This is a genomic window from Rhizobium esperanzae (assembly GCF_002204185.1).
GTDB lineage: Bacteria > Pseudomonadota > Alphaproteobacteria > Rhizobiales > Rhizobiaceae > Rhizobium > Rhizobium esperanzae.
On the sequence record NZ_MXPU01000008.1, the window covers coordinates 1 to 23,029 of the forward strand.

21 protein-coding genes and 1 pseudogene are annotated in these 23,029 nt (G+C 63.1%); 9 read left to right on the top strand and 13 right to left on the bottom strand.

From position 1 onward, the window contains the following. Positions 1-3 precede the first annotated feature (3 nt). Positions 4-765: a slipin family protein gene (locus B5E41_RS13660; protein WP_088394739.1), complete on the top strand. Its 762-nt coding sequence runs from the start codon at positions 4-6 to the stop codon at positions 763-765. 117 nt (positions 766-882) lie between these two features. Here the strand turns inward: B5E41_RS13660 and lpdA are convergent, their stop codons facing one another. The 7 genes from lpdA to B5E41_RS13695 all read right to left on the bottom strand — a co-directional run bounded on the left by lpdA (position 883) and on the right by B5E41_RS13695 (position 9,019). Beyond that, entirely contained in the window at positions 883-2,280 is a 1,398-nt protein-coding gene (lpdA, locus tag B5E41_RS13665; RefSeq protein WP_088394350.1) for a dihydrolipoyl dehydrogenase, read from the bottom strand. Positions 2,281-2,283: 3 nt separating this feature from the next. Continuing rightward, the gene (locus B5E41_RS13670) at positions 2,284-3,579 is read right to left on the bottom strand and encodes a dihydrolipoamide acetyltransferase family protein (protein WP_088394352.1); all 1,296 of its coding nucleotides are present in this window, start codon (positions 3,577-3,579) and stop codon (positions 2,284-2,286) included. Between the two features lie 3 nt (positions 3,580-3,582). Continuing rightward, the gene (locus B5E41_RS13675) at positions 3,583-4,596 is read right to left on the bottom strand and encodes an alpha-ketoacid dehydrogenase subunit beta (protein WP_088394354.1); all 1,014 of its coding nucleotides are present in this window, start codon (positions 4,594-4,596) and stop codon (positions 3,583-3,585) included. A 1-nt stretch (position 4,597) separates the two neighbouring features. Beyond that, complete coding sequence (locus tag B5E41_RS13680) at positions 4,598-5,830, bottom strand: 3-methyl-2-oxobutanoate dehydrogenase (2-methylpropanoyl-transferring) subunit alpha (protein ID WP_064806797.1); 1,233 nt, start codon at positions 5,828-5,830, stop codon at positions 4,598-4,600. Between the two features lie 64 nt (positions 5,831-5,894). Continuing rightward, positions 5,895-7,022, bottom strand: coding sequence for an acyl-CoA dehydrogenase family protein (locus tag B5E41_RS13685; protein WP_088394356.1), 1,128 nt, complete (start codon positions 7,020-7,022; stop codon positions 5,895-5,897). 19 nt (positions 7,023-7,041) lie between these two features. Then, positions 7,042-8,229, bottom strand: coding sequence for an acetyl-CoA C-acyltransferase (locus tag B5E41_RS13690; RefSeq protein WP_088394358.1), 1,188 nt, complete (start codon positions 8,227-8,229; stop codon positions 7,042-7,044). A gap of 22 nt (positions 8,230-8,251) precedes the next feature. Continuing rightward, entirely contained in the window at positions 8,252-9,019 is a 768-nt protein-coding gene (locus tag B5E41_RS13695; RefSeq protein WP_088394360.1) for a 3-hydroxyacyl-CoA dehydrogenase, read from the bottom strand. A gap of 134 nt (positions 9,020-9,153) precedes the next feature. On the opposite strand from B5E41_RS13695, the gene B5E41_RS13700 reads away from it, so the two are divergent. Further along, complete coding sequence (locus B5E41_RS13700) at positions 9,154-10,179, top strand: AraC family transcriptional regulator (protein ID WP_176439386.1); 1,026 nt, start codon at positions 9,154-9,156, stop codon at positions 10,177-10,179. Here the strand turns inward: B5E41_RS13700 and B5E41_RS13705 are convergent. After that, entirely contained in the window at positions 10,163-10,582 is a 420-nt protein-coding gene (locus B5E41_RS13705) for a hypothetical protein (protein ID WP_088394743.1), read from the bottom strand. The genes B5E41_RS13700 and B5E41_RS13705 overlap by 17 nt on opposite strands. Next, complete coding sequence (locus tag B5E41_RS13710) at positions 10,572-10,832, bottom strand: type II toxin-antitoxin system Phd/YefM family antitoxin (protein WP_088394741.1); 261 nt, start codon at positions 10,830-10,832, stop codon at positions 10,572-10,574. Before B5E41_RS13710 ends, B5E41_RS13705 begins: the two co-directional genes overlap by 11 nt. A gap of 162 nt (positions 10,833-10,994) precedes the next feature. On the opposite strand from B5E41_RS13710, the gene B5E41_RS13715 reads away from it, so the two are divergent. The 6 genes from B5E41_RS13715 (at position 10,995) to B5E41_RS13740 (ending at position 17,771) form a co-directional block, all read left to right on the top strand. Beyond that, complete coding sequence (locus B5E41_RS13715; RefSeq protein WP_088394364.1) at positions 10,995-12,140, top strand: isovaleryl-CoA dehydrogenase; 1,146 nt, start codon at positions 10,995-10,997, stop codon at positions 12,138-12,140. Further along, on the top strand, positions 12,137-13,747 hold the full coding sequence (locus tag B5E41_RS13720) for a carboxyl transferase domain-containing protein (RefSeq protein ID WP_088394366.1): 1,611 nt from the start codon (positions 12,137-12,139) through the stop codon (positions 13,745-13,747). Before B5E41_RS13715 ends, B5E41_RS13720 begins: the two co-directional genes overlap by 4 nt. A 7-nt stretch (positions 13,748-13,754) precedes the next feature. Continuing rightward, positions 13,755-15,620 carry an acetyl/propionyl/methylcrotonyl-CoA carboxylase subunit alpha gene (locus B5E41_RS13725; protein WP_088394368.1) on the top strand — a complete coding sequence of 622 codons (1,866 nt, stop codon included), beginning with the start codon at positions 13,755-13,757 and terminating at the stop codon, positions 15,618-15,620. Beyond that, positions 15,620-16,072, top strand: coding sequence for a MaoC family dehydratase (locus B5E41_RS13730; protein WP_088394370.1), 453 nt, complete (start codon positions 15,620-15,622; stop codon positions 16,070-16,072). The genes B5E41_RS13725 and B5E41_RS13730 overlap by 1 nt, the downstream gene beginning before the upstream one ends. Beyond that, positions 16,069-16,905 carry an HpcH/HpaI aldolase/citrate lyase family protein gene (locus B5E41_RS13735; RefSeq protein ID WP_088394372.1) on the top strand — a complete coding sequence of 279 codons (837 nt, stop codon included), beginning with the start codon at positions 16,069-16,071 and terminating at the stop codon, positions 16,903-16,905. The genes B5E41_RS13730 and B5E41_RS13735 overlap by 4 nt, the downstream gene beginning before the upstream one ends. A 335-nt stretch (positions 16,906-17,240) precedes the next feature. Then, positions 17,241-17,771 (top strand): c-type cytochrome, encoded by a 531-nt coding sequence (locus B5E41_RS13740; RefSeq protein WP_088394374.1) that lies wholly within the window; start codon positions 17,241-17,243, stop codon positions 17,769-17,771. Between the two features lie 147 nt (positions 17,772-17,918). Here B5E41_RS13740 and B5E41_RS13745 read toward each other — a convergent pair. The 4 genes and pseudogenes from B5E41_RS13745 to B5E41_RS13765 all read right to left on the bottom strand — a co-directional run. Continuing rightward, positions 17,919-18,886, bottom strand: a pseudogene (locus B5E41_RS13745) (ISNCY family transposase); the annotation flags it as partial. A 354-nt stretch (positions 18,887-19,240) separates the two neighbouring features. Then, positions 19,241-19,456, bottom strand: a complete 216-nt coding sequence (locus B5E41_RS31670) for a hypothetical protein (protein WP_176439387.1) — start codon at positions 19,454-19,456, stop codon at positions 19,241-19,243. A gap of 633 nt (positions 19,457-20,089) precedes the next feature. Beyond that, complete coding sequence (locus tag B5E41_RS13760; protein ID WP_088394378.1) at positions 20,090-21,232, bottom strand: M24 family metallopeptidase; 1,143 nt, start codon at positions 21,230-21,232, stop codon at positions 20,090-20,092. A gap of 49 nt (positions 21,233-21,281) precedes the next feature. After that, a complete protein-coding gene (locus B5E41_RS13765) occupies positions 21,282-21,986 on the bottom strand; it encodes a GntR family transcriptional regulator (RefSeq protein ID WP_088394380.1) in 705 nt (234 codons plus the stop codon). Between the two features lie 130 nt (positions 21,987-22,116). Here B5E41_RS13765 and B5E41_RS13770 point away from each other — a divergent pair, with 130 nt between their 5' ends. Next, entirely contained in the window at positions 22,117-23,028 is a 912-nt protein-coding gene (locus B5E41_RS13770; protein WP_088394382.1) for a dihydrodipicolinate synthase family protein, read from the top strand. Position 23,029: the final 1 nt, after the last annotated feature.

The window sequence follows — 23,029 nt, forward strand, 5'->3', positions numbered from 1 at the left end:
GCCATGGATATGTTTGCAGATCTTGCCTTCTATTTGGTGATCATTGTCATTGCGGTCGCCATCCTCGCATCGGCGGTTAATATCCTGAGGGAATATGAACGCGGCGTCGTGTTCACACTTGGCCGCTTTACCGGAGTCAAGGGACCCGGCCTGATTCTGCTCATCACCTATGTCCAGCAGATGATCCGAGTCGACTTGCGCACGCGCGTACTCGATGTCCCCAGCCAGGACGTCATCTCCCATGACAATGTCTCGGTTCGTGTCAGCGCGGTGATCTATTTCAGGGTTATTGACCCTGCGAAGTCGACAATACAGGTCGAGGATTTCATGATGGCAACTAGCCAGCTTGCTCAGACGACGTTGCGCTCCGTGCTCGGCAAGCACGACCTCGATGAAATGCTGGCAGAACGCGACAGGCTCAACTCCGATATTCAGGAAATCCTCGACGCTCAGACGGACGCTTGGGGAATTAAAGTAGCCACTGTCGAGATCAAACATGTTGACATCAACGAGTCGATGATACGCGCGATTGCTCGCCAAGCGGAAGCCGAACGCGAACGCCGCGCGAAGGTCATCAATGCCGAGGGCGAACAGCAAGCCGCAGCGAAGCTACTGGAAGCGGCGGAAATTCTGGCCAAACAGCCGGAGGCGATGCAACTTCGTTACTTGAGCACTTTGAACGTCATCGCCAGCGAGAAGACTTCGACGATTTTATTCCCCTTCCCGATGGAGCTGGGCAATCTAATGGCCATTAAGCCGAAGTGATCGAACGGCACTGGCGTTGATGATTGAACCAGCTTCGATGTCAGTCTCGGAGCAAAATGAGGCCACGCCCCAGCGAACTGGCGCAACGCCGCCACCCCGTGATCTTTGCAGCCCGGCTCAGATGTGCAAAGCGTTTCCCAAAGCTTTCAGCGCCGCTTCCATGAGCGCTTCGCTGCGGGTCGGATGGACGTGAATGGTGCCGGCGATGTCTTCCAGGCGCGCTCCCATCTCGATCGCCAGCGCAAAAGCCGCCGAGAGTTCGGAGACCCCGGCCCCCACGGCCTGCAGGCCGAGAACCAGATTGGTGTCGGCGCGGGCCACCACGCGCACGAAGCCCTCCTCAGAGACCATCGTCATCGCCCGCCCGTTGGCGCTGAATGGAAACTGGGCGGTGCGGATCTCATATCCTTGCGCGCGCGCCTCCGCCGGCGACAGGCCGGCGCTGACGATCTCAGGATCGGTAAAGCAGATGGCGGGAATGCATCTTTTGTCCCAGCCCCGCTTCTTGCCCGCAACGATTTCTGCCACCATCTCCCCTTGGGCCATCGCCCGATGCGCCAGCATCGGCTCGCCGGTCACATCGCCGATCGCATAGATGCCGCGCATCGAGGTGCGGCATTGATCGTCGATCCTCAGATAGGGGCCGGCCCGATCGAGGTCGAGTTCCTCGAGACCGGAACCTGCCGTTCGGGGGCGGCGGCCGACAGTGACAAGGACGCGATCCGCCGGCAGTGTCTCACGCCGGCCATCCGACGTTTCAACGATCAATGCCTCGCCATCATCGGCAAGAGCCATCGCCTTGGCACCCGCCAGCAATCGGATGCCGCTCTCGCTCAGCTTGCGCATGACGGGACGCACCAACTCTGCATCATAGAGCGGCAGCACCTGCTGGGTCGCCTCGACGACCGTCACCTCCGATCCCATCTTGGCAAAGGCCATTCCGAGCTCCAGCCCGATATAACCGCCGCCGACCACCACCAGCTTTTTCGGCAGCTCCGTCAGCGAGAGCGCTTCGGTCGAGGAAATGACGCGGCCGCCGAAAGGCAGATTGGCAAGCTCCACCGGATCGGAACCGGTGGCGATTACCACGGTCTCGGCGCGGATGACCTGCTGGCCGGTTTCGGTCTCCACCTCCACCGTCTTGCCGTCACGGAAATGGGCCCGGCCATGGACGATCTTTACCCGCGCCTTCTGCAACAGACCCGAAACGCCGCCCGTCAGCCGGCCGACAATGCCGTCCTTCCAGGCGATCGTCTTTGCGAGATCGATCGAGGCGCCTTCGATGCGGATGCCCATCGGGTTCTTGCCGGCCAGCATTTTTTGCGTGGCGTCGAATTCCTCGGCCGCGTGGATCAACGCCTTGGAGGGAATGCAGCCGACCGTCAGGCAGGTGCCGCCCGGCTTGCCGGCTTCGACGATGACGGTATCGATGCCGAGCTGTCCGGCGCGGATGGCGCAGACATAACCGCCCGGGCCGGCGCCGATGACGAGGAGCTTGCAGACAATTTCTTTCATGGCTCAGCCTTCGATGAAAATCAGCGCCGGTGTTTCGAGCAGAGTGCGCATGCGCTGGACGAAGGTCGCCGCATCCCAGCCGTCGATGATGCGATGATCGAAACTCGAGGAGAGGTTCATCATCTTGCGCGGCACGAATTGCGTGCCGTCCCAGACCGGCCGTGTGGCGATCTTGTTGACGCCGATGATCGCCACCTCGGGATGGTTGATGACGGGTGTCGAGACGATGCCGCCGAGCGCGCCGAGCGAGCTGACGGTGATGGTGGAGCCGGAAAGCTCGTCGCGCGTCGCCGTGCCCGAGCGCGCCGCATCCGACAGCCGGACCATCTCGGCGGCGCAATCCCAGATGCCGCGGGCTTCCGCATGCCGCACGACAGGTACGGTCAGGCCAGCCGGCGTCTGCGTGGCGATGCCGATATGCACGGCGCTATGGCGTGTGATGATGCCGGCATCGTCGTCGAAAGTTGCGTTGACCTCAGGCTGCACGGCAATGGCCTTGACCAGCGCCCGCATCAGGAAGGGCAGGACCGTCAGCTTCGGATGGCCTTCCCTGCGGTCGCCGTTCATGGTGGCGCGCAGCTCCTCCAGCGCCGTCATGTCCACTTCCTCCACATAGGTGATGTGGGGAATGCGCGACGTGGAAAGCACCATCTTCTCGGCGATGCGGCGGCGCAGTCCGGTGAGCTTGATTTCCTCGGTCGCTGTCTTTTTGGCGAGACCGTTCTTTGCCGTTGCGGGCGTCGTTCCCTGCGACAGGAACTGTTCGACATCTTCGCGCAGGATGCGACCGGCCGGTCCGCTTCCCTGCACCTGCCTGAGGTCGACGCCGCTTTCCAGGGCGAACAGCCGCACGGAGGGTGCGGCGACCGGCTTTTCGACCGGCGCAGGTGCCGGCGCAGTTGCAGTTGCAGGTGAAGGTGCAGGTGAAGGTGAAGGTGAAGGTGAAGGTGAAGGTGCAGAAGCCGGCGCTGTCGGGACGAGCTTGGCAATCTCGGCCTTAGGTGTTTCGGCGACCGGCGCTTGCGAGATCCGAATGGGCTGAGCCTCGTCGGATTCCCCTGCCGTCTCAATCCGCACCAGCGGCGCCTTCACCGCGATGCGGTCTCCGATATCGCCGGCGAGCCAGATGACGGTGCCATCGACGGGAGAGGGAATTTCAACTGTCGCCTTGTCGGTCATCACCGCGGCGATCACCATATCCTCGCGGACGGGATCTCCCGGCTTCACATGCCATTCCACCAGCTCGGCCTCGGCCACCCCTTCCCCGACATCGGGCATCTTGATGATGAATTCGCCCATGGCTCAGGCCTCCATGACTTCGGCAAGCGCCCGCCCGACCCGGCCGGGACCGGGAAAATAATCCCACTCCTGCGCATGCGGATAGGGTGTGTCCCAGCCGGCGACGCGCACAACCGGCGCTTCGAGATGATAGAAGCAATGTTCCTGCACCAGCGACACGACCTCGGCGCCGAAGCCCGAGGTCAGGGTCGCCTCATGGACGACGACGCAGCGCCCGGTCTTGGTGACCGATTTGACGATCGTATCGAGATCGAGCGGCAGCAGGCTCCTCAAATCGATCACCTCGGCATCGATGCCGGCATCCTCGGCCGCGGCAAGCGCCACATGCACCATCGTGCCATAGGCAACCACGGTCACCGCAGACCCAGCGCGCCGCACTTCGGCCTTACCGATCGGGATGGTGTAATGGCCGTCGGGCACCTCGCCGAGGTCGTGTTTCGACCAGGGCGTCACCGGCCGCTCATGATGACCGTCGAAGGGGCCGTTATAGAGCCGCTTCGGCTCCAGGAACATGACCGGATCGGGATCCTCGATCGCCGCGATCAGCAGGCCCTTGGCATCATAGGGATTGGACGGCACGATCACCTTCAGCCCGCAGACATGGGTGAAGAGCGCTTCCGGGCTCTGGCTGTGCGTCTGGCCGCCGAAGATGCCGCCGCCAGTCGGCATACGCACGACGATCGGGCAGGTGAAATCGCCGTTCGATCGATAGCGGATTCGCGCCGCCTCCTGCGTCAGCTGGTCATAGGCAGGATACACATAGTCCGCAAATTGGATCTCGACGCATGGCTTCAGCCCGTAGGCCGCCATGCCGATCGCCGTGCCGACGATGCCGGATTCACTGATTGGCGTATCGAAGCAGCGCGTCCTGCCGTATTTTGCCTGCAGGCCCTGGGTGCAGCGGAAGACGCCGCCGAAATAGCCGACATCCTCGCCGAAGACTACGACATTGTCGTCCTTCGCCATCGAGACGTCCATGGCGCTGCGCACTGCCTCGATCATCGTCATCCTGGCCATGTCAGTACCCCGCCTTCTGCCGCTGGCGACGGATATGCGCCGGCATCTCGGCATAGACGCCCTCGAAAATATCGCGCACCGAAGGCCTGCCGCCGGCATGCAGCGTGCCATGCGCCTCGGCCTGGCGCTGCGCCTCGATCACTTCGTCCATGATTTCGGCTTCCGCCTGCACATGCCGCTCCTCCGACCATACGCCCTTGACGATCAGATGTTTCTTCAGCCGCAGCACGGGATCGCCGAGCGGCCAGGCTTCCGATTCCGTCTTCGGCCGATAGGCGCTCGGATCGTCGGAGGTCGAATGCGCGCCGACCCGATAGGTGACATGTTCGATCAGCGTCGGCCCGAGATTGCGCCGGGCACGTTCGGCCGCCCAGCGGGCGACCGCATGGACGGCGAGATAATCGTTGCCGTCGACCCGCAGCGCCGGAATGCCGAAGCCGAGGCCGCGGGCGGCAAAGGTGCCGGAGCCGCCGCGGGCAATGCCCTGGAAGGTGGAGATCGCCCACTGATTGTTGACGATGTTGAGGATGACGGGCGCCTTGTAGGTCGAGGCGAAGACGAGCGCCGAATGGAAGTCGGATTCCGCCGTCGATCCGTCGCCGATCCAGGCCGCGGCAATGCGGCTGTCGTTCTTGATCGCCGAAGCCATCGCCCAGCCGACGGCCTGCACATATTGTGTGGCGAGATTGCCCGAGATGGTGAAGAAGCCGTGTTCCTTGGAGGAATACATGATCGGCAGCTGCCGGCCGTGCAGCGGGTCGCTCTCGTTCGAGTAGATCTGGTTCATCATCTCGACCATCGGGTAGTCGTCGGCGATCAAGAGGCCCGCCTGACGATAGGTCGGGAAATTCATGTCGCCCTTAACAAGCGCCTTGCGGAAGGCGCAGCTGACGGCCTCTTCGCCGAGGTGCTGCATGTAGAAGGAGGTCTTGCCCTGGCGCTGCGCCATCAGCATGCGGGCATCGAAGGCGCGCAGCTTCATCATGTTGCGAAGGCCGGTCAGCAGCTCCTCATCGGAGAGCGATCCGGCCCAGGGACCGACCGCCTCGCCGTCACGGTTCAAGACGCGGATGATCGAATAGGCGAGATCGCGGATATCCTCGGACGCGACATCGACCTCCGGCCGCGGCACGGAGCCGGCTTTGGCGATCTTGACATTGGAAAAATCAGGCTGGCCGCCCGGGCGGACGGCAGGTTCGGGGACGTGCAGGCTCAAACGAGCGGAATCCACCATGTTTTTTCTTTCCTCCCTTTGCCGGCCCTGCCCTTCTCCCCGGAAGCGGGACCGGATGTCATTCCTATAGATTGCGGGCAATCACCATGCGTTGGACGTCGCTCGTTCCCTCGTAGATCTGGCAGATGCGCACATCGCGATAGATGCGCTCGACAGGATAATCGGCCATGTAGCCATAGCCGCCATGGATCTGGATCGCATCGGAGCAGACGCGCTCGGCCATCTCCGAGGCAAAGAGCTTCGCCATGGAGGCTTCAGACAGGCACGGAAGCGCCGCTTCCCTCAGGGAAGCGGCGTGAAAGACGAGCTGCCGCGCCGCCTCGATCCGCACCGCCATGTCGGCAAGGCGGAAGGCAACGGCCTGATGTTCAAAGATCGGCTTGCCGAAGGCGGTACGCTCCTTCGCGTAGTCGCGCGCCGCCTCGAAGGCTGCGCGGGCCATGCCGACGGCCTGCGCGGCAATGCCGATCCGCCCGCCCTCGAGATTGGCGAGCGCGATGCGATAACCTTCGCCTTCCGCACCCAGCCTCAAATCCGCAGGAATGCGCATGGCGTTGAAGGCGATCTGGCAGGTATCGGTGGAATGCAGTCCGAGCTTTTCCTCGACGCGGATCACCTCGTAGCCAGGTGTGTCCGTCGGCACGATGAAGGCGGTGATGCCCTTCTTGCCGGCGTCCGGATCGGTGACGGCAAAGACGATGATGACACTGCCGTTCTTTCCCGAGGTTATGAACTGCTTGGCGCCGTCGATCACATAGTGATCGCCATCGCGCCGGGCTCGGGTCTTGAGGTTCGAGGCATCGGAACCCGCCTGCGGCTCGGTGAGCGCAAAGCCGCCGATCCATTCGCCGGTCGCGAGCTTCGGCAGGAAACGCTGCCGCTGCTCTTCGGTGCCGAATTTGAGGATGGGCACGCAGCCGACGGAGCTGTGCACGCTCATGATCGTCGAGCACGGTCCATCGCCGGCGGCAATCTCCTCGAGTGCGGCGGCATGGGCGATGACACCCGTATCCGAGCCGCCATAGGCTTCCGGCACAAGCATGCCGAGCAGCCCGAGTTCGCCCATCTCCTGCAATTCCTCGCGCGGAAAGAGATGCTCCCGATCGCGCCTGGCCGCCCCCGGCGCCAGCCGGTCGCGGGCAAAGTCGCGGGCGACATCCGAGATCTGCTGCTGGAGTTCGGAAAGAATCATGTGGCTCCTCCCCTTCCCGCTAGTGCCGCTCGATGGCGACGGCCGTCGCCTCGCCGCCGCCGATGCAGAGTGCCGCCATGCCGCGCTTGAGGTCGTAGCGCTCCAATGCTGAAAGCAGCGTTACCAGAATGCGAGCCCCCGATGCGCCGATCGGATGGCCGAGGGCACAGGCGCCGCCGTGCACATTCACCTTTTCATGCGGCAGATCGAGATCGCGCATCGCCGCCATGGCGACGACGGCGAAAGCCTCGTTGATTTCGAAGAGATCGACATTCGAGAGCGCCAGGCCGGTCCGGCCGGAAAGCTTCTGCAGCGCGCCGATTGGCGCGGTGGCGAAAAGATTGGGTGCTTGTGAGTGGGTGGCGTGGCCGAGGATGGTGGCGAGCGGCGTCAAACCGCGATGCTCCGCCTCGGATCGGTGCATCAGCACGAGCGCTGCCGCGCCGTCGGAGATCGAGCTGGAATTGGCCGCGGTCACCGTGCCGCCCTCTCGGAAGGCGGGCTTCAGTGTCGGGATCTTGTCGAGCTTGGCCTTGCCCGGCTGTTCGTCGCGGCTTGCCACCTGCTCGGCTTTGCCCGATTTTACCGTGACCGGCACGATCTCGCTTTCAAAACAGCCGTCCGCGATCGCTTTCTGCGCCCGCGTCAGGGAGGCGATGGCGTAATTATCCTGCGCCTCGCGCGTGAACTGATACGCCTCGGCGCAATCCTCCGCGAAGCTGCCCATCAAGCGCCCCTTGTCATAAGCATCCTCCAGCCCGTCGAGGAACATGTGATCCACGACACGCCCATGGCCAAGCCTGTAGCCGCCGCGGGCCTTGTCAAGGAGATAGGGCGCGTTCGTCATGCTTTCCATGCCGCCGGCGACCGCCACCGAGGCGCTGTCGGCGGCGATCAGGTCATGCGCCATCATGACCGCCTTCATGCCCGAGCCACACATCTTGTTGACGGTGCTGGCCCCCGTCGCGAAGGGTAGACCGGCACCGATCGCCGCCTGACGCGCCGGCGCCTGGCCAAGGCCCGCCGGCAACACGCAGCCGAAGACGACCTCCTCGACCGCCTCGGCCGAGACCCGGCTGCGCTCCAGTGCAGCGCGGATCGCCGTTGCTCCGAGCTCCGGCGCCGTCACCTCCTTCAGCTCTCCCTGGAAACTGCCGATCGGCGTGCGCGCCGCGCCGACGATGACGATGGGATCCTGCAGTGCCATCTTTCCTCCTTGGGGCAGACGCTCAGCGCGCGCCCATCCGCAATGCGCCGTCGAGGCGAATAACCTCGCCGTTCAGCATGGTGTTTTCAAAAATATGGCGCACCAGCCCGGCAAATTCCGCCGGCCGGCCGAGCCGCGGCGGAAAGGGCACGCTCTGGCCGAGTGCCGCCTGAACTTCGGCCGGCATGCCGGCCATCATTGGCGTCTCGAAAATACCGGGCGCAATCGACACGACACGGATGCCGTGACGGGCAAGCTCGCGGGCGATCGGCAAGGTCATCGCCGCCACCCCGCCCTTGGAGGCGGCATAGGCCGCCTGGCCGATCTGGCCGTCGAAGGCGGCAACTGAAGCCGTGTTGACGATGACGCCGCGTTCGCCTTCGGCATCCGGCTCCGCATTCTGAATGGCGGCGGCGGCAAGTCGGATCATGTTGAACGTGCCGATGAGATTGATGCCGATTGTGCGCGCAAAACTCTCCAGCCGGTGCGGCCCGTCGCGGCCGATCACCTTTTCGGCCGGCGCGACACCGGCGCAATTCACCAATCCGCGCAAGCCGCCGAAGGCTTCAACAGCCGCCGCGACCACAGCTGCTCCCGCCTCGCCATCGGTCACATCGGCCTTGACGAAGCGAGCTTCGCTGCCGAATTTCCGCGCGAGCGCCTCGCCCGCGTCAACATTGAGATCGGCGATCGTCACATGCCCGCCGGCCTCGAGCAGCATGCGCGCCGTCGCCGCTCCGAGCCCGGAGCCGCCGCCGGTGACGATGAAACTTGCTCCATGGATCCGCATGAATCCGGTCCTCCTGCCGGCACGCGCCCTCCTCCAGGCGCAACCGGCAGCAGGGATTCTATTCGCTCCACCTATTGCAAGCGATGACAGAACTGCTCCATAATTTCGGCCAGTTTTACCATAGCGAGGATTGGATGGCTGAGATCGAGCGACGCATGATCGCGCCGGGTTTCGTGGAGGAGGCGCTCGACAGCCTGCGGCGGCTCGGCAAGCCGACGAAGCCGATCCTCGCCCGTGTCGGCCTGCCAACGACCGTCGACCAGCCGGTTTCGGCCGAGACTTACGGTGCGCTGTGGCTGGCAATTGCTGCCGAACTGGACGACGAATTCTTCGGCATGGGCGCGCGCCCGATGCGCAGCGGCAGCTTCACGCTGCTTTGCCATTGCGTGCTGCACGCGCCGACGCTCGGCCAAGCGCTCCGCCGGGCGCTGCGCTTCCTCGATGTCGTTCTCGACGATCCCAGGGGGCAGCTAGTCATCGCCGACGGCCTTGCCGAGATCGAGCTCAGGGATGCCGGCGGCCCGCGTTCGGCCTTTGCCTATCGAACCTATTGGATCATCTTGCACGGCATCATCTGCTGGCTAGTCGGCCGGCGCATTCCGATTCGCCTCGTCGATTTCCGCTGCACCGAACCCAAGCAAGGGGCCGACTACCGACTGTTCTTCGGCGCGCCCGTACGCTTCTCCCAACCAATCAGCCGCCTCGGCTTCGACCGCGCCATGCTCGACCTGCCGATCTCCCGCAGCGAGCAGGCGCTGAAACAGTTCCTGCGCGGCGCCCCCGCCAATATTCTGGTGCGCTACCGTTACGATGCCGGCATCGCCGCCGCCGTCCGCCGGCGCTTGAACCAGGCCACGCCGGCTGCCTGGACGAGTTTTGCAGCACTTGCCGCCGACATGCGCATGCCGCCCTCGACGCTCCGCCACCGCCTGCACGACGAGGGGCAAAGCTATGCCGCCATCAAGGATGACATCCGCCGCGATCTGGCGGTCGAGCTTCTGCTGAACTCATCGAAGACGATCGGCGAGATCGCGGTGCAGCTGGGTTATTCCGAACCCAGCGCCTTCTTCCGCGCCTTCCGGAAGTGGATGGGCAAGAGCCCAGAGGCTTTCCGGCGGGAGGAGGCGGAAGGCCAGATCTATGTCAGTCGAACCGCTTGACGCGACCCGATTGGCTTCGCGCTTTCACGAACATGGCGGCAATCTTCATCATGAAGGATTTGCTGAAGCGGCCAAGAGCCTTCTGATAAGGCTCGATGTACCAGGACTGCTCGACAATATCATAATTATATTCGTCTATGACGATCCAGCTCTGCTTGAGATCACCGAGACCGGCACGCCGGCGCTCGATATCGGGAATTTCCAAGGCGACCCTTCCCGCCTGCGGTGGCTGTGTCGTGATCGCCAGAAGCACGAGGTGCGTATTTCCATCGCGCGCACTGCGGATGGCAACCACGACACAAACTGGCCGCTGTTTGCGCCCTTCGGTTTCGCCACGCAGCTGCTGCCACGCCCAGAGATAGGGATAGGATATCACTTCCCCGGGGCGAAACTCATGGCTCATCATCGTAGCCTTCACCCTTCGCCAGCCGCTCGATCGCCTCGCCGAACAACTCGGCATGTTCGTCCGGCATCTCCGAAATGCGATGGGCACGACGCGGGTCCATGCCACTGCGCATCCGCTCGAAGTGCTCATAGCTCATGAGCACAAAACGCGGCTTGTTATGGCGGGTGAGAACCACTGGCTCCCGGCTCGCTGCATCGGTGACATCGCCGACCTGCTTGTTGAGATCGCCTGTCGTGAATTGTCGCATGGGATCATCTCCGTTCTTTATTTCCATATATTCCATATTTCCCATATTTTCAAGAAAACGACACGTGCATGACCTCGAACGGGAAGTCCTCGCTCGCATCAAAATCATGGCCACTTTGAACCTTTCGCAACCCGCGCTACATATTTTAGCGGGAGGAGTGCCATGTTTGATTTTTCGCTCGGCGAAACCGCGGATGCGATCCGCGACACGACGGCGCGGTTTGCCGCCGATCATATTGCTCCGCTGGCAGCGGAGATCGACGAAAGCAACACGTTTCCGCGCCAGCTCTGGCCTCAGATGGGTGCGCTCGGCCTGCATGGCATCACGGTCGAGGAGGAATTCGGCGGCGCCGGTCTCGGCTATCTCGAGCATGTCGTCGCCATGGAGGAGGTGTCGCGCGCCTCGGCCTCCGTCGGCCTGAGCTATGGCGCCCATTCCAATCTTTGCGTCAACCAGATCCGCCGTTGGGCCTCGCCGGAACAGAAGCAGCGCCATCTGCCGAAGCTGATCTCCGGCGAGCATGTCGGCTCGCTCGCCATGTCGGAGGCCGGCGCCGGTTCCGATGTCGTGTCCATGCGGTTACGGGCCGAGAAAAAAGGCGACCGCTACATCCTGAACGGCACCAAGTTCTGGATCACCAATGCGCCGCATGCCGACGTGCTCGTCGTCTATGCTAAGACCGATCCCGCCGCCGGTCCGAAAGGCATTTCCGCTTTCATCATGGAGAAGGGCCTGCCCGGCTTCAGCGTCTCCAAGCAGCTCTCCAAGCTCGGCATGCGCGGCAGCGATACGGCCGAACTGGTCTTTGAGGATTGCGCGGTGCCGGCCGAGGCGCTGATGGGTCGGGAAGGCGATGGCGTGAAGATCCTGATGTCCGGCCTCGATTACGAACGGGCGGTACTGGCCGGCGGCCCGCTCGGCATCATGCAGGCCTGTCTCGATGTCGTGCTGCCCTATGTGCGCGATCGCAAGCAGTTCGGCAGGCCGATCGGCGATTTCCAGCTGATGCAAGCCAAGATCGCCGACATGTATGTCGCGCTGAATTCGGCCCGCGCCTATGTCTATTCCGTCGCCCGCGCCTGCGATGCCGGCCGCGTGACGCGCACCGACGCGGCCGCCGCGATCCTCTTTGCCAGCGAGAATGCCGTCAAGGTCTCGCTGGAGGCGATCCAGGCGCTTGGTGGCGCCGGCTATACCAAGGAATGGCCGGTCGAGCGGTTCCTGCGCGACGCCAAGCTCTACGATATCGGCGCCGGCACCAATGAGATTCGCCGGTATCTGATCGGGCGGGAGCTCATCGCATCATGACGATGATTTCGACTGCGATCGACCGCGACAGCGAAAGCTTCAAAGCCAATACCGCCAAGAACCGAGCGCTTATCGTCGAACTCTACGAGCGTTCGGCGAAAGCACGTGAGGGCGGATCGCAGACGGCGCGCGAGCGCCATACCGGCAAGGGCAAGCTCCTGTCGCGCGACCGCATTCAGCTCCTGCTCGATGCCGGCAGCGCTTTCTTGGAGATCGGCACGCTGGCGGCCAACGGCATGTATGGTGACGAGGCGCCGGGCGCCGGTATCATATCCGGCATCGGCCGCGTTTGCGGCCGCGAGGTGATGATCGTCGCCAATGACGCGACCGTAAAGGGCGGCGCCTATTTCCCGATGACGGTCAAGAAACATCTCAGGGCGCAGGAAATCGCCCTGCAGAACCGGCTGCCCTGCCTCTATCTGGTCGATAGCGGCGGCGCCAATCTTCCGCATCAGGCCGAGGTCTTTCCCGACCGCGACCATTTCGGCGCGATCTTCTACAATCAGGCGCAGATGTCGGCCGAAGGCATTCCGCAGATCGCCTGCGTCATGGGAAGCTGCACGGCCGGTGGCGCCTATGTGCCGGCCATGTCCGACGAGACGGTGATCGTCCGCAATCAGGGCACGATCTTCCTGGCCGGTCCGCCGCTGGTCAAAGCCGCCACCGGCGAGATCATCTCGGCCGAAGAGCTCGGTGGCGCCGAGACCCACGGCCGCCGCTCCGGCGTCGTCGATCATGTCGCCGAGAATGACGAACATGCGCTCCTCCTCATGCGCGACATCGTCGCCAGCCTCAACAGCGTCAAATCTGTCGATATCGACATCCAGCCTCCGCGGCCGCCGAAACTCGATGCGGACGATCTCCTTGGCCTCATCCCCGATGACGTGCGCTCACCCTATGACGTGCGCGAAGTCATCGGCCGGATCGTCGACGGTTCGGAACTGCACGAGTTCAAACCGCTCTACGGCACCACCCTCGTCTGCGGCTTCGCCCGCATCTGGGGCATGCCTGTCGCCGTCATCGCCAATAACGGCGTGCTCTTTTCCGAAAGCGCGCTGAAGGGCGCGCATTTCATCGAGCTCGCCTGTCAGCGCCGCGTGCCGCTGCTCTTCCTGCAGAATATCTCCGGTTTCATGGTCGGCGGCCGCTACGAGGCCGGCGGCATCGCCAAGGACGGGGCAAAGCTGGTGACGGCGGTCGCGACGGCGACCGTGCCGAAGGTCACCGTCATCATCGGCGGCAGTTTCGGCGCCGGCAATTACGGCATGTGCGGCCGCGCCTATCGCCCGCGTTTCCTCTTCACCTGGCCGAACAGCCGCATCAGCGTCATGGGCGGCGAACAGGCGGCTTCCGTGCTCGCCACCATCCGCCGCGACGCGCTGGAGGCGCGCGGAGAGAATTGGCCTGTCAAAGAAGAGGAGGCTTTCAAGGCGCCGATCCGCGCCAGCTACGAGGCCGAAGGCAATCCCTATTATGCCACCGCCCGCCTTTGGGACGACGGCATCATCGACCCCAGCCAGACGCGCGACGTCCTGGGTCTTGCGTTCTCCGCCTGCCTGAACGCGCCGATCCCGAAAGGGCCGCGCTTCGGCCTGTTCCGGATGTGAGGCGGCGATGATGGAAAGACTTCTCATTGCCAATAGGGGCGAGATCGCCCGCCGCATCATCCGCACGGCAAAGGCTGCCGGCATCCGCACGATCGCCGTCTACTCCGAGGCCGATGCCGGCCTGCCCTTCGTCAAGGAGGCCGACGAGGCGATCGCCATCGGTCCGCCGCCGTCCCGCGAAAGCTATCTGTCCGAGGCACGCATCCTCGAAGCCGCCCGCAAAACCGGTGCTACCGCCATCCATCCGGGCTACGGCTTCCTGTCGGAAAATGCCGAATTTGCCGAAGCGGTCGAGAAGGCCGGCTTCATCTGGGTCGGCGCGCCCCCGGCCGCAATCCGGGCGATGGGACTGAAGGACGCCGCCAAGGAACTGATGCAGGCGGCCGGCGTGCCGGTCACACCAGGTTATCTCGGGCCGGACCAGAGCGAAGCAAGGCTTGCAGCTGAGGCCGATGCCATCGGCTACCCTGTTCTCATCAAGGCTGTCGCCGGCGGCGGCGGCAAGGGCATGCGCCGCGTCGACCGGCGTGAGGATTTCAGCGAGCTCCTCGCCTCCTGCCGCCGTGAGGCCGCCGCCTCCTTCGGCGACGACCGCGTTCTGATCGAACGCTATATCGTCAATCCGCGCCATATCGAGGTGCAGGTCTTCGCCGACAGCTTCGGGAACTGCGTCCATCTCTTCGAACGCGACTGTTCGCTGCAGCGCCGCCACCAGAAGGTCATCGAGGAAGCCCCCGCCCCCGGCCTCGATGCCGCCACCCGCGCGGCGATCTGCGATGCGGCGGTGAAGGCCGCAAGAGCGGTGAACTATGTCGGCGCCGGCACGATCGAATTCATCGCCGATGCCTCGCAAGGCCTGCGTCCCGACCGTATCTGGTTCATGGAGATGAACACGCGCCTGCAGGTGGAGCATCCGGTCACTGAAGCAACCACCGGCGAGGATCTGGTGCTCTGGCAGCTGAAGGTGGCAAACGGCGAGCCGCTGCCGAAAAGCCAGGACGAGATCACCATGAGCGGCTGGGCATTCGAAGCCCGGCTCTATGCCGAAAATCCCGCCGCCGGCTACCTGCCCTCGACCGGCCGGCTCGACCATCTGAAACTTCCAGAGGCGGTCCGCGTCGACAGCGGCGTCGTTGAGGGGGATGAGATCACCGCCTTCTACGACCCGATGATCGCCAAGATCATTGCGCATGGGCCGAACCGCGAGGCCGCACTGTCGAAGCTCGCCGCCGCCTGCTCCGGCATCGAGGTCTGGCCGGTCAGATCCAATGCCGGCCTTCTCGCCCGCATCGCCGTCGATCCGGATTTTCGCGCAGCCCGAATCGATACCGGCTTTCTCGACCGCCATGGTGAAAGCCTTGTTGCGAACGAGCCTGATGGAACAGTCATTAACAAAGCGGCCACGGCACTTTTGAAGGACACGGATGGCGATCCCTGGTCTGCGCTGACCGGCTTCCGCATCGCTGGGCCAAGCGACAGTCGCGTGCGCGTGCGCATCGACGGTCACCTCCATTGGGGACGCGCATACACCGACCTCGAAACAAATGCCGTCGAGATGGACGAGATGACGGTGCTTTTCGATGCTGGCAATGCCTGGTCGATCGGCCTGCCTCATGCGGGCGAGGTCGAGGCGAATCACGGCGTGGGCGATGGCGCTATCCTCTCGCCCATGCCGGGCCTCGTCATTTCTGTGGAAGTCACCGAAGGCGATCGTGTCACCAAAGGCGATCGTCTGCTGACGGTCGAAGCGATGAAGATGGAGCATACGCTGCGGGCGCCCTTCGACGGCATCGTCGGCAAACTGCAGGTTTCCCCCGGCGCCAGGGTCTCGGAAAACCAGCTGGTCGTCACCGTCATGAAGGGAGAGGCGTGATGGCCGGCCGTTATTTCGACGAATGGACGGTCGGCGACCGCATCGCCCATGACATCCGCCGCACGGTTACCGAGACTGACAACCTGCTGTTTACGACGCTTTCCCACAATCCGCAGCCGCTGCATCTCGATGCCGAATATGCGGCCGGCACCGAGTTTGGCCGGATCGTCGTTAACGGCACCTTTACCTTTGCGCTGACCGTCGGCCTTTCGGTCGGCGATACCACGCTCGGCACGCTGGTCGCCAATCTCGGCTATGACAAGGTGACGATGCCGAAACCGGTCTTCATCGGCGATACGCTCAGGGTGGAAACGGAGGTGACGGAGCTGCGCCGCTCGAACTCCCGCCCCGATGCCGGCATCGTCACCTTCCGGCATGTCACCTTGAACCAGCGCGACGAGATCGTCTGCGAATGCCTGCGCACGGCGATGCTGAAGGAGAAACCGTCATGAGGCTGCGCTCGCTGCTCTTCGTGCCCGGCGACCGGCCGGAACGTTTCGCAAAAGCGCTCGCCTCGGGCGCCGATGCCGTCATCCTGGATCTGGAGGATTCGGTTGCGCCACCGAACAAACCAAAGGCCCGCGACAGCGTACATGAATTCGTGCAGCGCCATGCCGGCGAGACCAAGCTTCTCATCCGCATCAATCCTCTCGCCTCGCCGGAATTCGAAGACGACCTTGCCGCTCTAAGCGGCCTTCAGCCTTTCGGGCTCATGCTGCCGAAGGCCGAGGGCGGCGCTTCCGTGCTGAAGCTTGCAAGCGCCCTCGCCGCTACCATTCCCATCCTGCCGATCGCGACCGAAACGCCATCGGCGATCTTCGAGATCGGCAGCTATCGGGATGTCTCGGACAAGCTCTGCGGCCTGACCTGGGGCGCTGAGGATCTGCCGGCCGCGATTGGGGCTGCGACCGCGCGCAGGACGGATGGCCGCTATACGCCGCCTTACGAGCTTGCTCGCTCGCTCACGCTCTTTGCCGCCCATGCCGCGGCCGTTCCGGCGATCGATACCGTCTATCCCGATTTTCGCGATCTCAACGGTCTCAGGTCCTATGTCGGCCGCGCCCGGCGCGACGGCTTTTCCGGCATGATGGCCATTCATCCGAGCCAGGTCGATGCGATCAATCACGCTTTCACACCCGACACCGCCGAGATCGCCTGGGCCGAGAAAGTCGCCGCCGCGTTTGCGGCCAGGCCCGACGCCGGCGTCATTCAGCTTGACGGACGCATGCTTGACTTGCCGCATCTCAAACTTGCGCTGCGCATTCTGGAAAGCGCCGGACGATAGGCCGACTTTCCAGGAAATTAGCCCGGCGGTTTGCGTGGAGGCGGCATGTTCCGGCACGATATAGCGGACGCCGGCGATGACGTAGAGGGGTCGGAACAAGAGCTGCACAAAACCGTTGCCAAGAGCGACAGAGGTGACTTTCATCGAGGCACCGGAATGCAGGTGGATTGACGTGTTTATCCCCGCTTGAGGAACTTCGGTTGATGCGCCGCCAGAATGGCGGAGACGCTTCTCACCCGTACAATTCGATAATTCCAAGTGACTAATATATCGAACAACTTCATCGTGATATTCAGTCGTTTTCGGCCGCGAGCGGCTGTAACACGGAGGGTAAGATGTTTCGATTGAGCGTTCGGCTCGCGTTTTTAGCCGCCTGTGCGTTGCAGCTACCGCCGAGCATGGCAGCAGCGGCAGATGATCCGCAGATTGCGCGCGGCGAATATCTCGTCACCGTCGGCGGGTGCAACGACTGCCACACACCGGGATATTTCTTCGGAAAGCCGGACACCACGCGATTTCTGGGTGGATCGGATGTTGGTTTTGAGGTCCCGGGCCAGGGCGTTTTTGTCGGCCGCAACATTACGCCTGACAAGGAGACCGGCATCGGCAGCTGGACCAGGGAACAGATTGTGACCGCCCTTCAGACCGGGCAGCGCCCGGACGGTCGCGTCCTGGCGCCGATCATGCCATGGCAAGCATTCGCGCAGCTCACTGAAGAAGACGTGACATCAATTGCAGCGTTCCTTCAAAGCTTAAAACCGGTAACTAATCAGGTCCCCGGACCCTTCAAGCCGGGGGAGAAGGTTTCAACCTTTTTGTTCCGGATCTTGCCGCGGGGTGAAACCGCAGCCAGCGCGCCAAAGTAGAAAGCTGTGGCAGGGAAGTTGAAATGTCCGGATATTTGCAAAGTAGAAATGTCACTTTGGTCTGATCCGGCAGGCCGATCAGCCTCGATCTGAGCGGCTGGGCCGGGTTGCAAGATCAGATCGGGGCGGGTGAGGGGCACGCTTGGACTGCTGCTCGCGTTTGCACAGGATCTCCCTTAACCGATCCGCGGCCAGATTCATCGGCCGGTGCAGATCACCGGATCGGGCAGGCACAAGCGCAAACCGCGCATTGTAGTCTCCATGAAGCCAGGCAAGAACGCATTGCCTGCCTCCATGTCGTCGATGCCTGCCAGCCGCAATTCCTTGACCAGCCGGTCCTGCAGCGTCCGGTTCATCCGCTCGACACGCCCCTTGGCCTGGCTGGAGTTCGCACAAAGAATCTCGATATTTAGCTCTGAAAGCGCCCGCCCGAACTGGGTCATGCCCTGGCCGCCCTTGGCATCCTTCTTCGCCACCCGAAACACCGAATGCTTGTCCGAGTAAAAGGCAATCGGCGCACCGTGATCCCGCAGATAAAGCGCCAGCGCCTCGAAATAGCTGAACGCACTTTCCGAGCGCACGAAGCGCAACTGCATCAACTTGCCCGTCGCATCATCGACGAACACCAACAGCGAGCACCGATCTCCACGATCTTCGAACCAGCGATGCTCGGACCCGTCGATCTGTACCAGCTCGCCATAGGCTTCGCGCCGCAACCGCGGCTGATGAAACGTCCGCCGCTGCTTGCGTGACAGCCACAGACCGGCCTCCGACATCCAGCGACGCAGCGTCTCGCGCGACACACGCAATCCATCGCGCTCGGCAAGCTTCTCCGCCGCCAGCGTCGGACCGAAATCCGCATAACGTTCACGAACCAGCGTCACCGCATAATCCCGAACACCGTCGCTGATCCGGTTGTTCGACGGCCGACCAATCGCCTTATGCCGGATCGACGCCGCGCCGTCGGTGCTGATGCGATCCAACAGCCGCCGCACCTGGCGCTCGCTCAGAGTAAGCACATGCGCCGCCGTGACCATCGTCATCCGGCCAGCGATCACCTTCGACAGAACCTCGATCCGCTGCAGATCACGCTCGCTCATCGCAATCAATCCCATCCGCAATCTCCCACGTCAGCAAATGCGGGGAGTGTGACATTCCAACTTTGCAGAAACAGGACATTCTAACTTTGCGGCTACAATGACGGATGCTGCGATAAAGGTTATGGAAGCAGGTACCCTGCCGAGGCTGCCAGTGTCGCGGCACCCGACAATGCTGGATCATTCGTTTCCGTTGGTAAGTCACGGCCGGATGCTGATTTGATCTTCGAGACTAATCTTGTCGAAGTCGCTGATGAGGATGTCTACGCGGAGACGCCAGATTCTCGGTAGAGGGTCATACTCGCTTCGTCGCGACGCACGGCCTGTCCAAGAACGCCTCGAGGCCGGAATCAGGCTTAGAAAGGACAAACGTTACTCCTTCGCATTGAGCCACTGGAACTCGCCGGTCAGGACACAATCGATACCTTCACGTCGCCGGCATGTCCGGGTCATGACCTGCACGACGGCCATCGCTTCGTCGGTATGAATGTGCACGGTCGCAGGCTGCGGTGCCAAGCCGCGCGGCGGCATGAAGCGCCAGCAGGCGACCGCGACGAAATCAAGAGAACGATCACCGATCTGCGGCAATCGAGCCAACCAGCCGCTTGGTGTCGGGACCATTGCCTGCCTCAACGGGCTTCGTTACCGCGGGACGTCTTCCCCCACAGGCGGCATCATGCCCCTGCGCGTCCTGCCATCCTCATCGAGCCGAACAGGCGACTTAGCAACACGAGTGACCGGCCGTGTTTGGCGCGCCAGGCGGCGAATTCCTCAGATTGCGCGGTTGCGTCGCCGGGCGAATACCGATGATAGACTGGCCGGCCAGCACGCGCTCGGAGACGAAGTCCTCTCGCCGGCAGGTAGATCATCGGCGCGCCGGCTGAGGTCCGATCAGGTGGAGAGAATGCCGATGAGAGACTTGCGGGCCCAATCGCCGGCATCATTGCCCATCTGCATCAGCCGCCAGCGATGGCCGAGCCGCGGCCAGCAAGATACAAGCTCCGTCTGAACGTCTGTCGATGTCGAGAGAGCCGCTCCATCGCTTCGAAAGCAGGCAAGGCGCCGCTTGCCCAGCCGACCGCTCCGCGCGAAGCGGTGGCGGTCCGGCCGCCGCGGATCGACAGGATCGGTTCGTTCTGAAAATTGGAGCGGCGTTCTTCGCGCCTTTTTCCAGCACACCTAGCAGCGGGCGATCTGGCGCTGGCGGGATATTACGTCCGCTCAGGCAAACGGCTCGGTCGGCCCCGCCGCCGGGTTGGTGAGCCAGCACGGGCCGTCTGCGGTCATGTAGATATGATCCTCCAGCCGGATCCCGAATGTTTCGGGAAAGACGATCATCGGTTCATTGGAAAAACACATGCCGGCGGCAAGCGGCGTGTCGTTGCCGCGAACAACATAGGGCTCTTCATGGATTTCCAGCCCGAGCCCGTGGCCGGCGCGATGCGGCAATCCCGGCAGGCAATAGTCGGGGCCAAGCGAATATTTGGCAAGCACCTTGCGGGCCGCATCGTCGAGGCTCGAGCAGGCGGCACCGCTCCCGGCGGCATCGAAGACGGCCTGCTGCGCCTCCCGTTCGATCCACCAGGCACGTTCAAAGGCGCCGTTGCCGCCGCCGAGCATATAGGTTCTGGTGATATCGGAATGATAGCCGTCGATCCGGCAGCCGGTATCGACGAGAATGACGTCGTCGTCGCCAAGGATTTGATCGCTGTCGGCGCCATGCGGCAGCGAGGTCGCCGCGCCGAAGGAGACGATTGCGAATGTCGAGCCGTCATCGGCGCCCGCTTGGCGATGCTGCCGATCGATGAAATCGACCACCTCCGATGAGCTGATGCCGGGCTTCAACAGCGCGTGCACCTGCCGGTGCACGTCGAGCGTCAGGTTCATCGCATATTGAATGAGCGCAATCTCGGCCGCCGACTTGATGCGACGCAGGCCGCGGATCAGCCGGCCGCCATCGGCGAGCCTTTCGGCGCCCATCGCCGCGGCCAAGGCGTGATAGAAAAACAGCGGCAGACCATCGTCGAGCGCGAGCCTGCCGCCTCCGCCGACAAACCGGGAGATGAGGGCAGCACTGCTCTCCTCCTCTTCCCAGACCAGGATCTCTCCCGGCAGATGCGGCAGGGTTTCGACGCGACTGCGCTCGAAACCGGGAACGATATAGGAAACGGCCGTAGGCGTGACGAGCGCACCGAGGAACCTTTCGCTCGGATGCCAAACGAGGCCGGTAAAGTACCGCAGGCTTTCGGTCGGGCCGAGAAGCACCCCGGCCAGTCCTTCTGCGTCGATCGCTTCTCGAAGCCTGCCGAGGCGAACGCGCCGTTCTTCTTCAGTGATGCGGGGTACCGGGTGCGGCCACGACATGTCGCTCTCCTGTTCTTAGCGTTTCTGCTGTCCTCGCGCGACCGGTGCTTCAGGACAGGCCGATCGCCACCGGCCGGTCCAGGTTGCGGGCAAGATAGTCCTGGATCTGGCGAACGATCTGGGCGGCGTGGGCAATCGCCAGCCGGTCGGCGCGATCGGCGTCACCGGCCTCGATCGCGGCGATGATTTCCTCGTGTTCATCGACATATTGGCGCGGTAGCCGGTCGTCGAAGGTCGAATAATACAAGCGAAGGATGCGCCGGCCTTCATCGAGCAGCCTGGCGAAGAAGGCGGTGTAATAGGCGTTGCCGGCAAGCTCGGCGATCGCCACATGGAATTCGCGGTTCGCCTCGATCATCGCATAGGCGTCGCGCGCGGCGACGGCATCAGCAAAATGCTTTTGGTGCAGCCGGATCGTCTTCATGATTTCGCCGTTCCGCCTCTCGGCCGCCCCTCGCGTCGTGACCCGGTACATCAGCGTCAGCGCTTCGAAATAGGTGGGCAGGCTCGCGAAATCGATCGGAGCGACGATCGTGTTCCTATTCGGCAGGGTCGTGACCAGCCCGTCGCCGGCAAGCCGCAGCAGCGCTTCGCGGATGGGCGTCCTCGACATACCGAAACGCTCCGACAGCCGCACCTCATCGAGCGGACTACCCGGCTCCAGCGCCATGGACAAGATTTCCCGGCGCAACGTCACATAGACGCTCTGCGTGCCGGAGCCGCGCACCCGCACATTTTCCGCGTCGTTCTGCATGTGTCCCGCCCGTCTATCCTGAAAGCCTTTTATTGCGTTTCGGCCGGTTTCCGCAACGGTTCTCATAAAGCCGGTTGAGTCTTGTCGACAGTTTGTATATAACTCTCCCGACTTCAACGGGGTTCAAGCGATGACGACAGGATGGAAGGGCGTATTTCCCGCCGTAACGACACAATTCAACGAAGATCTTTCCGTGGATCTGCCCTCGACCCAGCGCGTTCAGGACGCGCTCGTCAATGACGGCGTCAACGGGCTGATCGTGATGGGCACGTGCGGCGAGAACAATTCGCTCGATCCCGATGAGAAGCGCACGATCCTGAAAGCCGCCGTCGAGGTCGTCAACGGCCGCGTTCCCGTCGTCACAGGCGTCTCCGAATTCGACACGCGGCGCGCCGTCGCCTATGCCCGCGACGCCGAAAAGCTCGGCGCCGACGGGCTGATGTTGCTGCCGGCCATGGTCTATGTGCCGAAGCCGGAAGAGCTGATCGCGCATTTCCGCACCGTGGCCGAGGCGACCTCGCTGCCGATCATGCTCTACAACAATCCGCCCGCCTACCGCGTCAATATCGGCGCCGATGTGCTGAAGGTGCTTGCCGACGTGCCGAACATCAAGGCGATCAAGGAAAGCGCGCCGGATCCGCGCCGCTTCACCGATCTCATCAACGAATTCGGCGACCGTTTCGATATCTTCGCCGGCCTCGACGACGTCGCGCTCGAAGGCCTGATGCTCGGCGCCAAGGGCTGGGTCTCGGGCCTCACCAGCGCCTTCCCTGAGGAATCCGTGCAGCTCGTTGCCGCCGCCGAACGCGGCGACTGGGAGGAGGCCCGCAGGATCTACCGCTGGTTCATGCCGCTTCTGCATCTCGATGCCGAGCACGATCTCGTGCAATCGATCAAGCTCGCCGAGCAGATCATGGGCCGCGGCTCCGAGCGCGTGCGCATGCCGCGCCTGCCGCTTTCAGGGGCACGGCGCACCGAAGTCACCGCCATGGTCGAGAAGGCTGCCGCGACGCGTCCCTCGAAACTCGGCAAGGCCGCCTGAG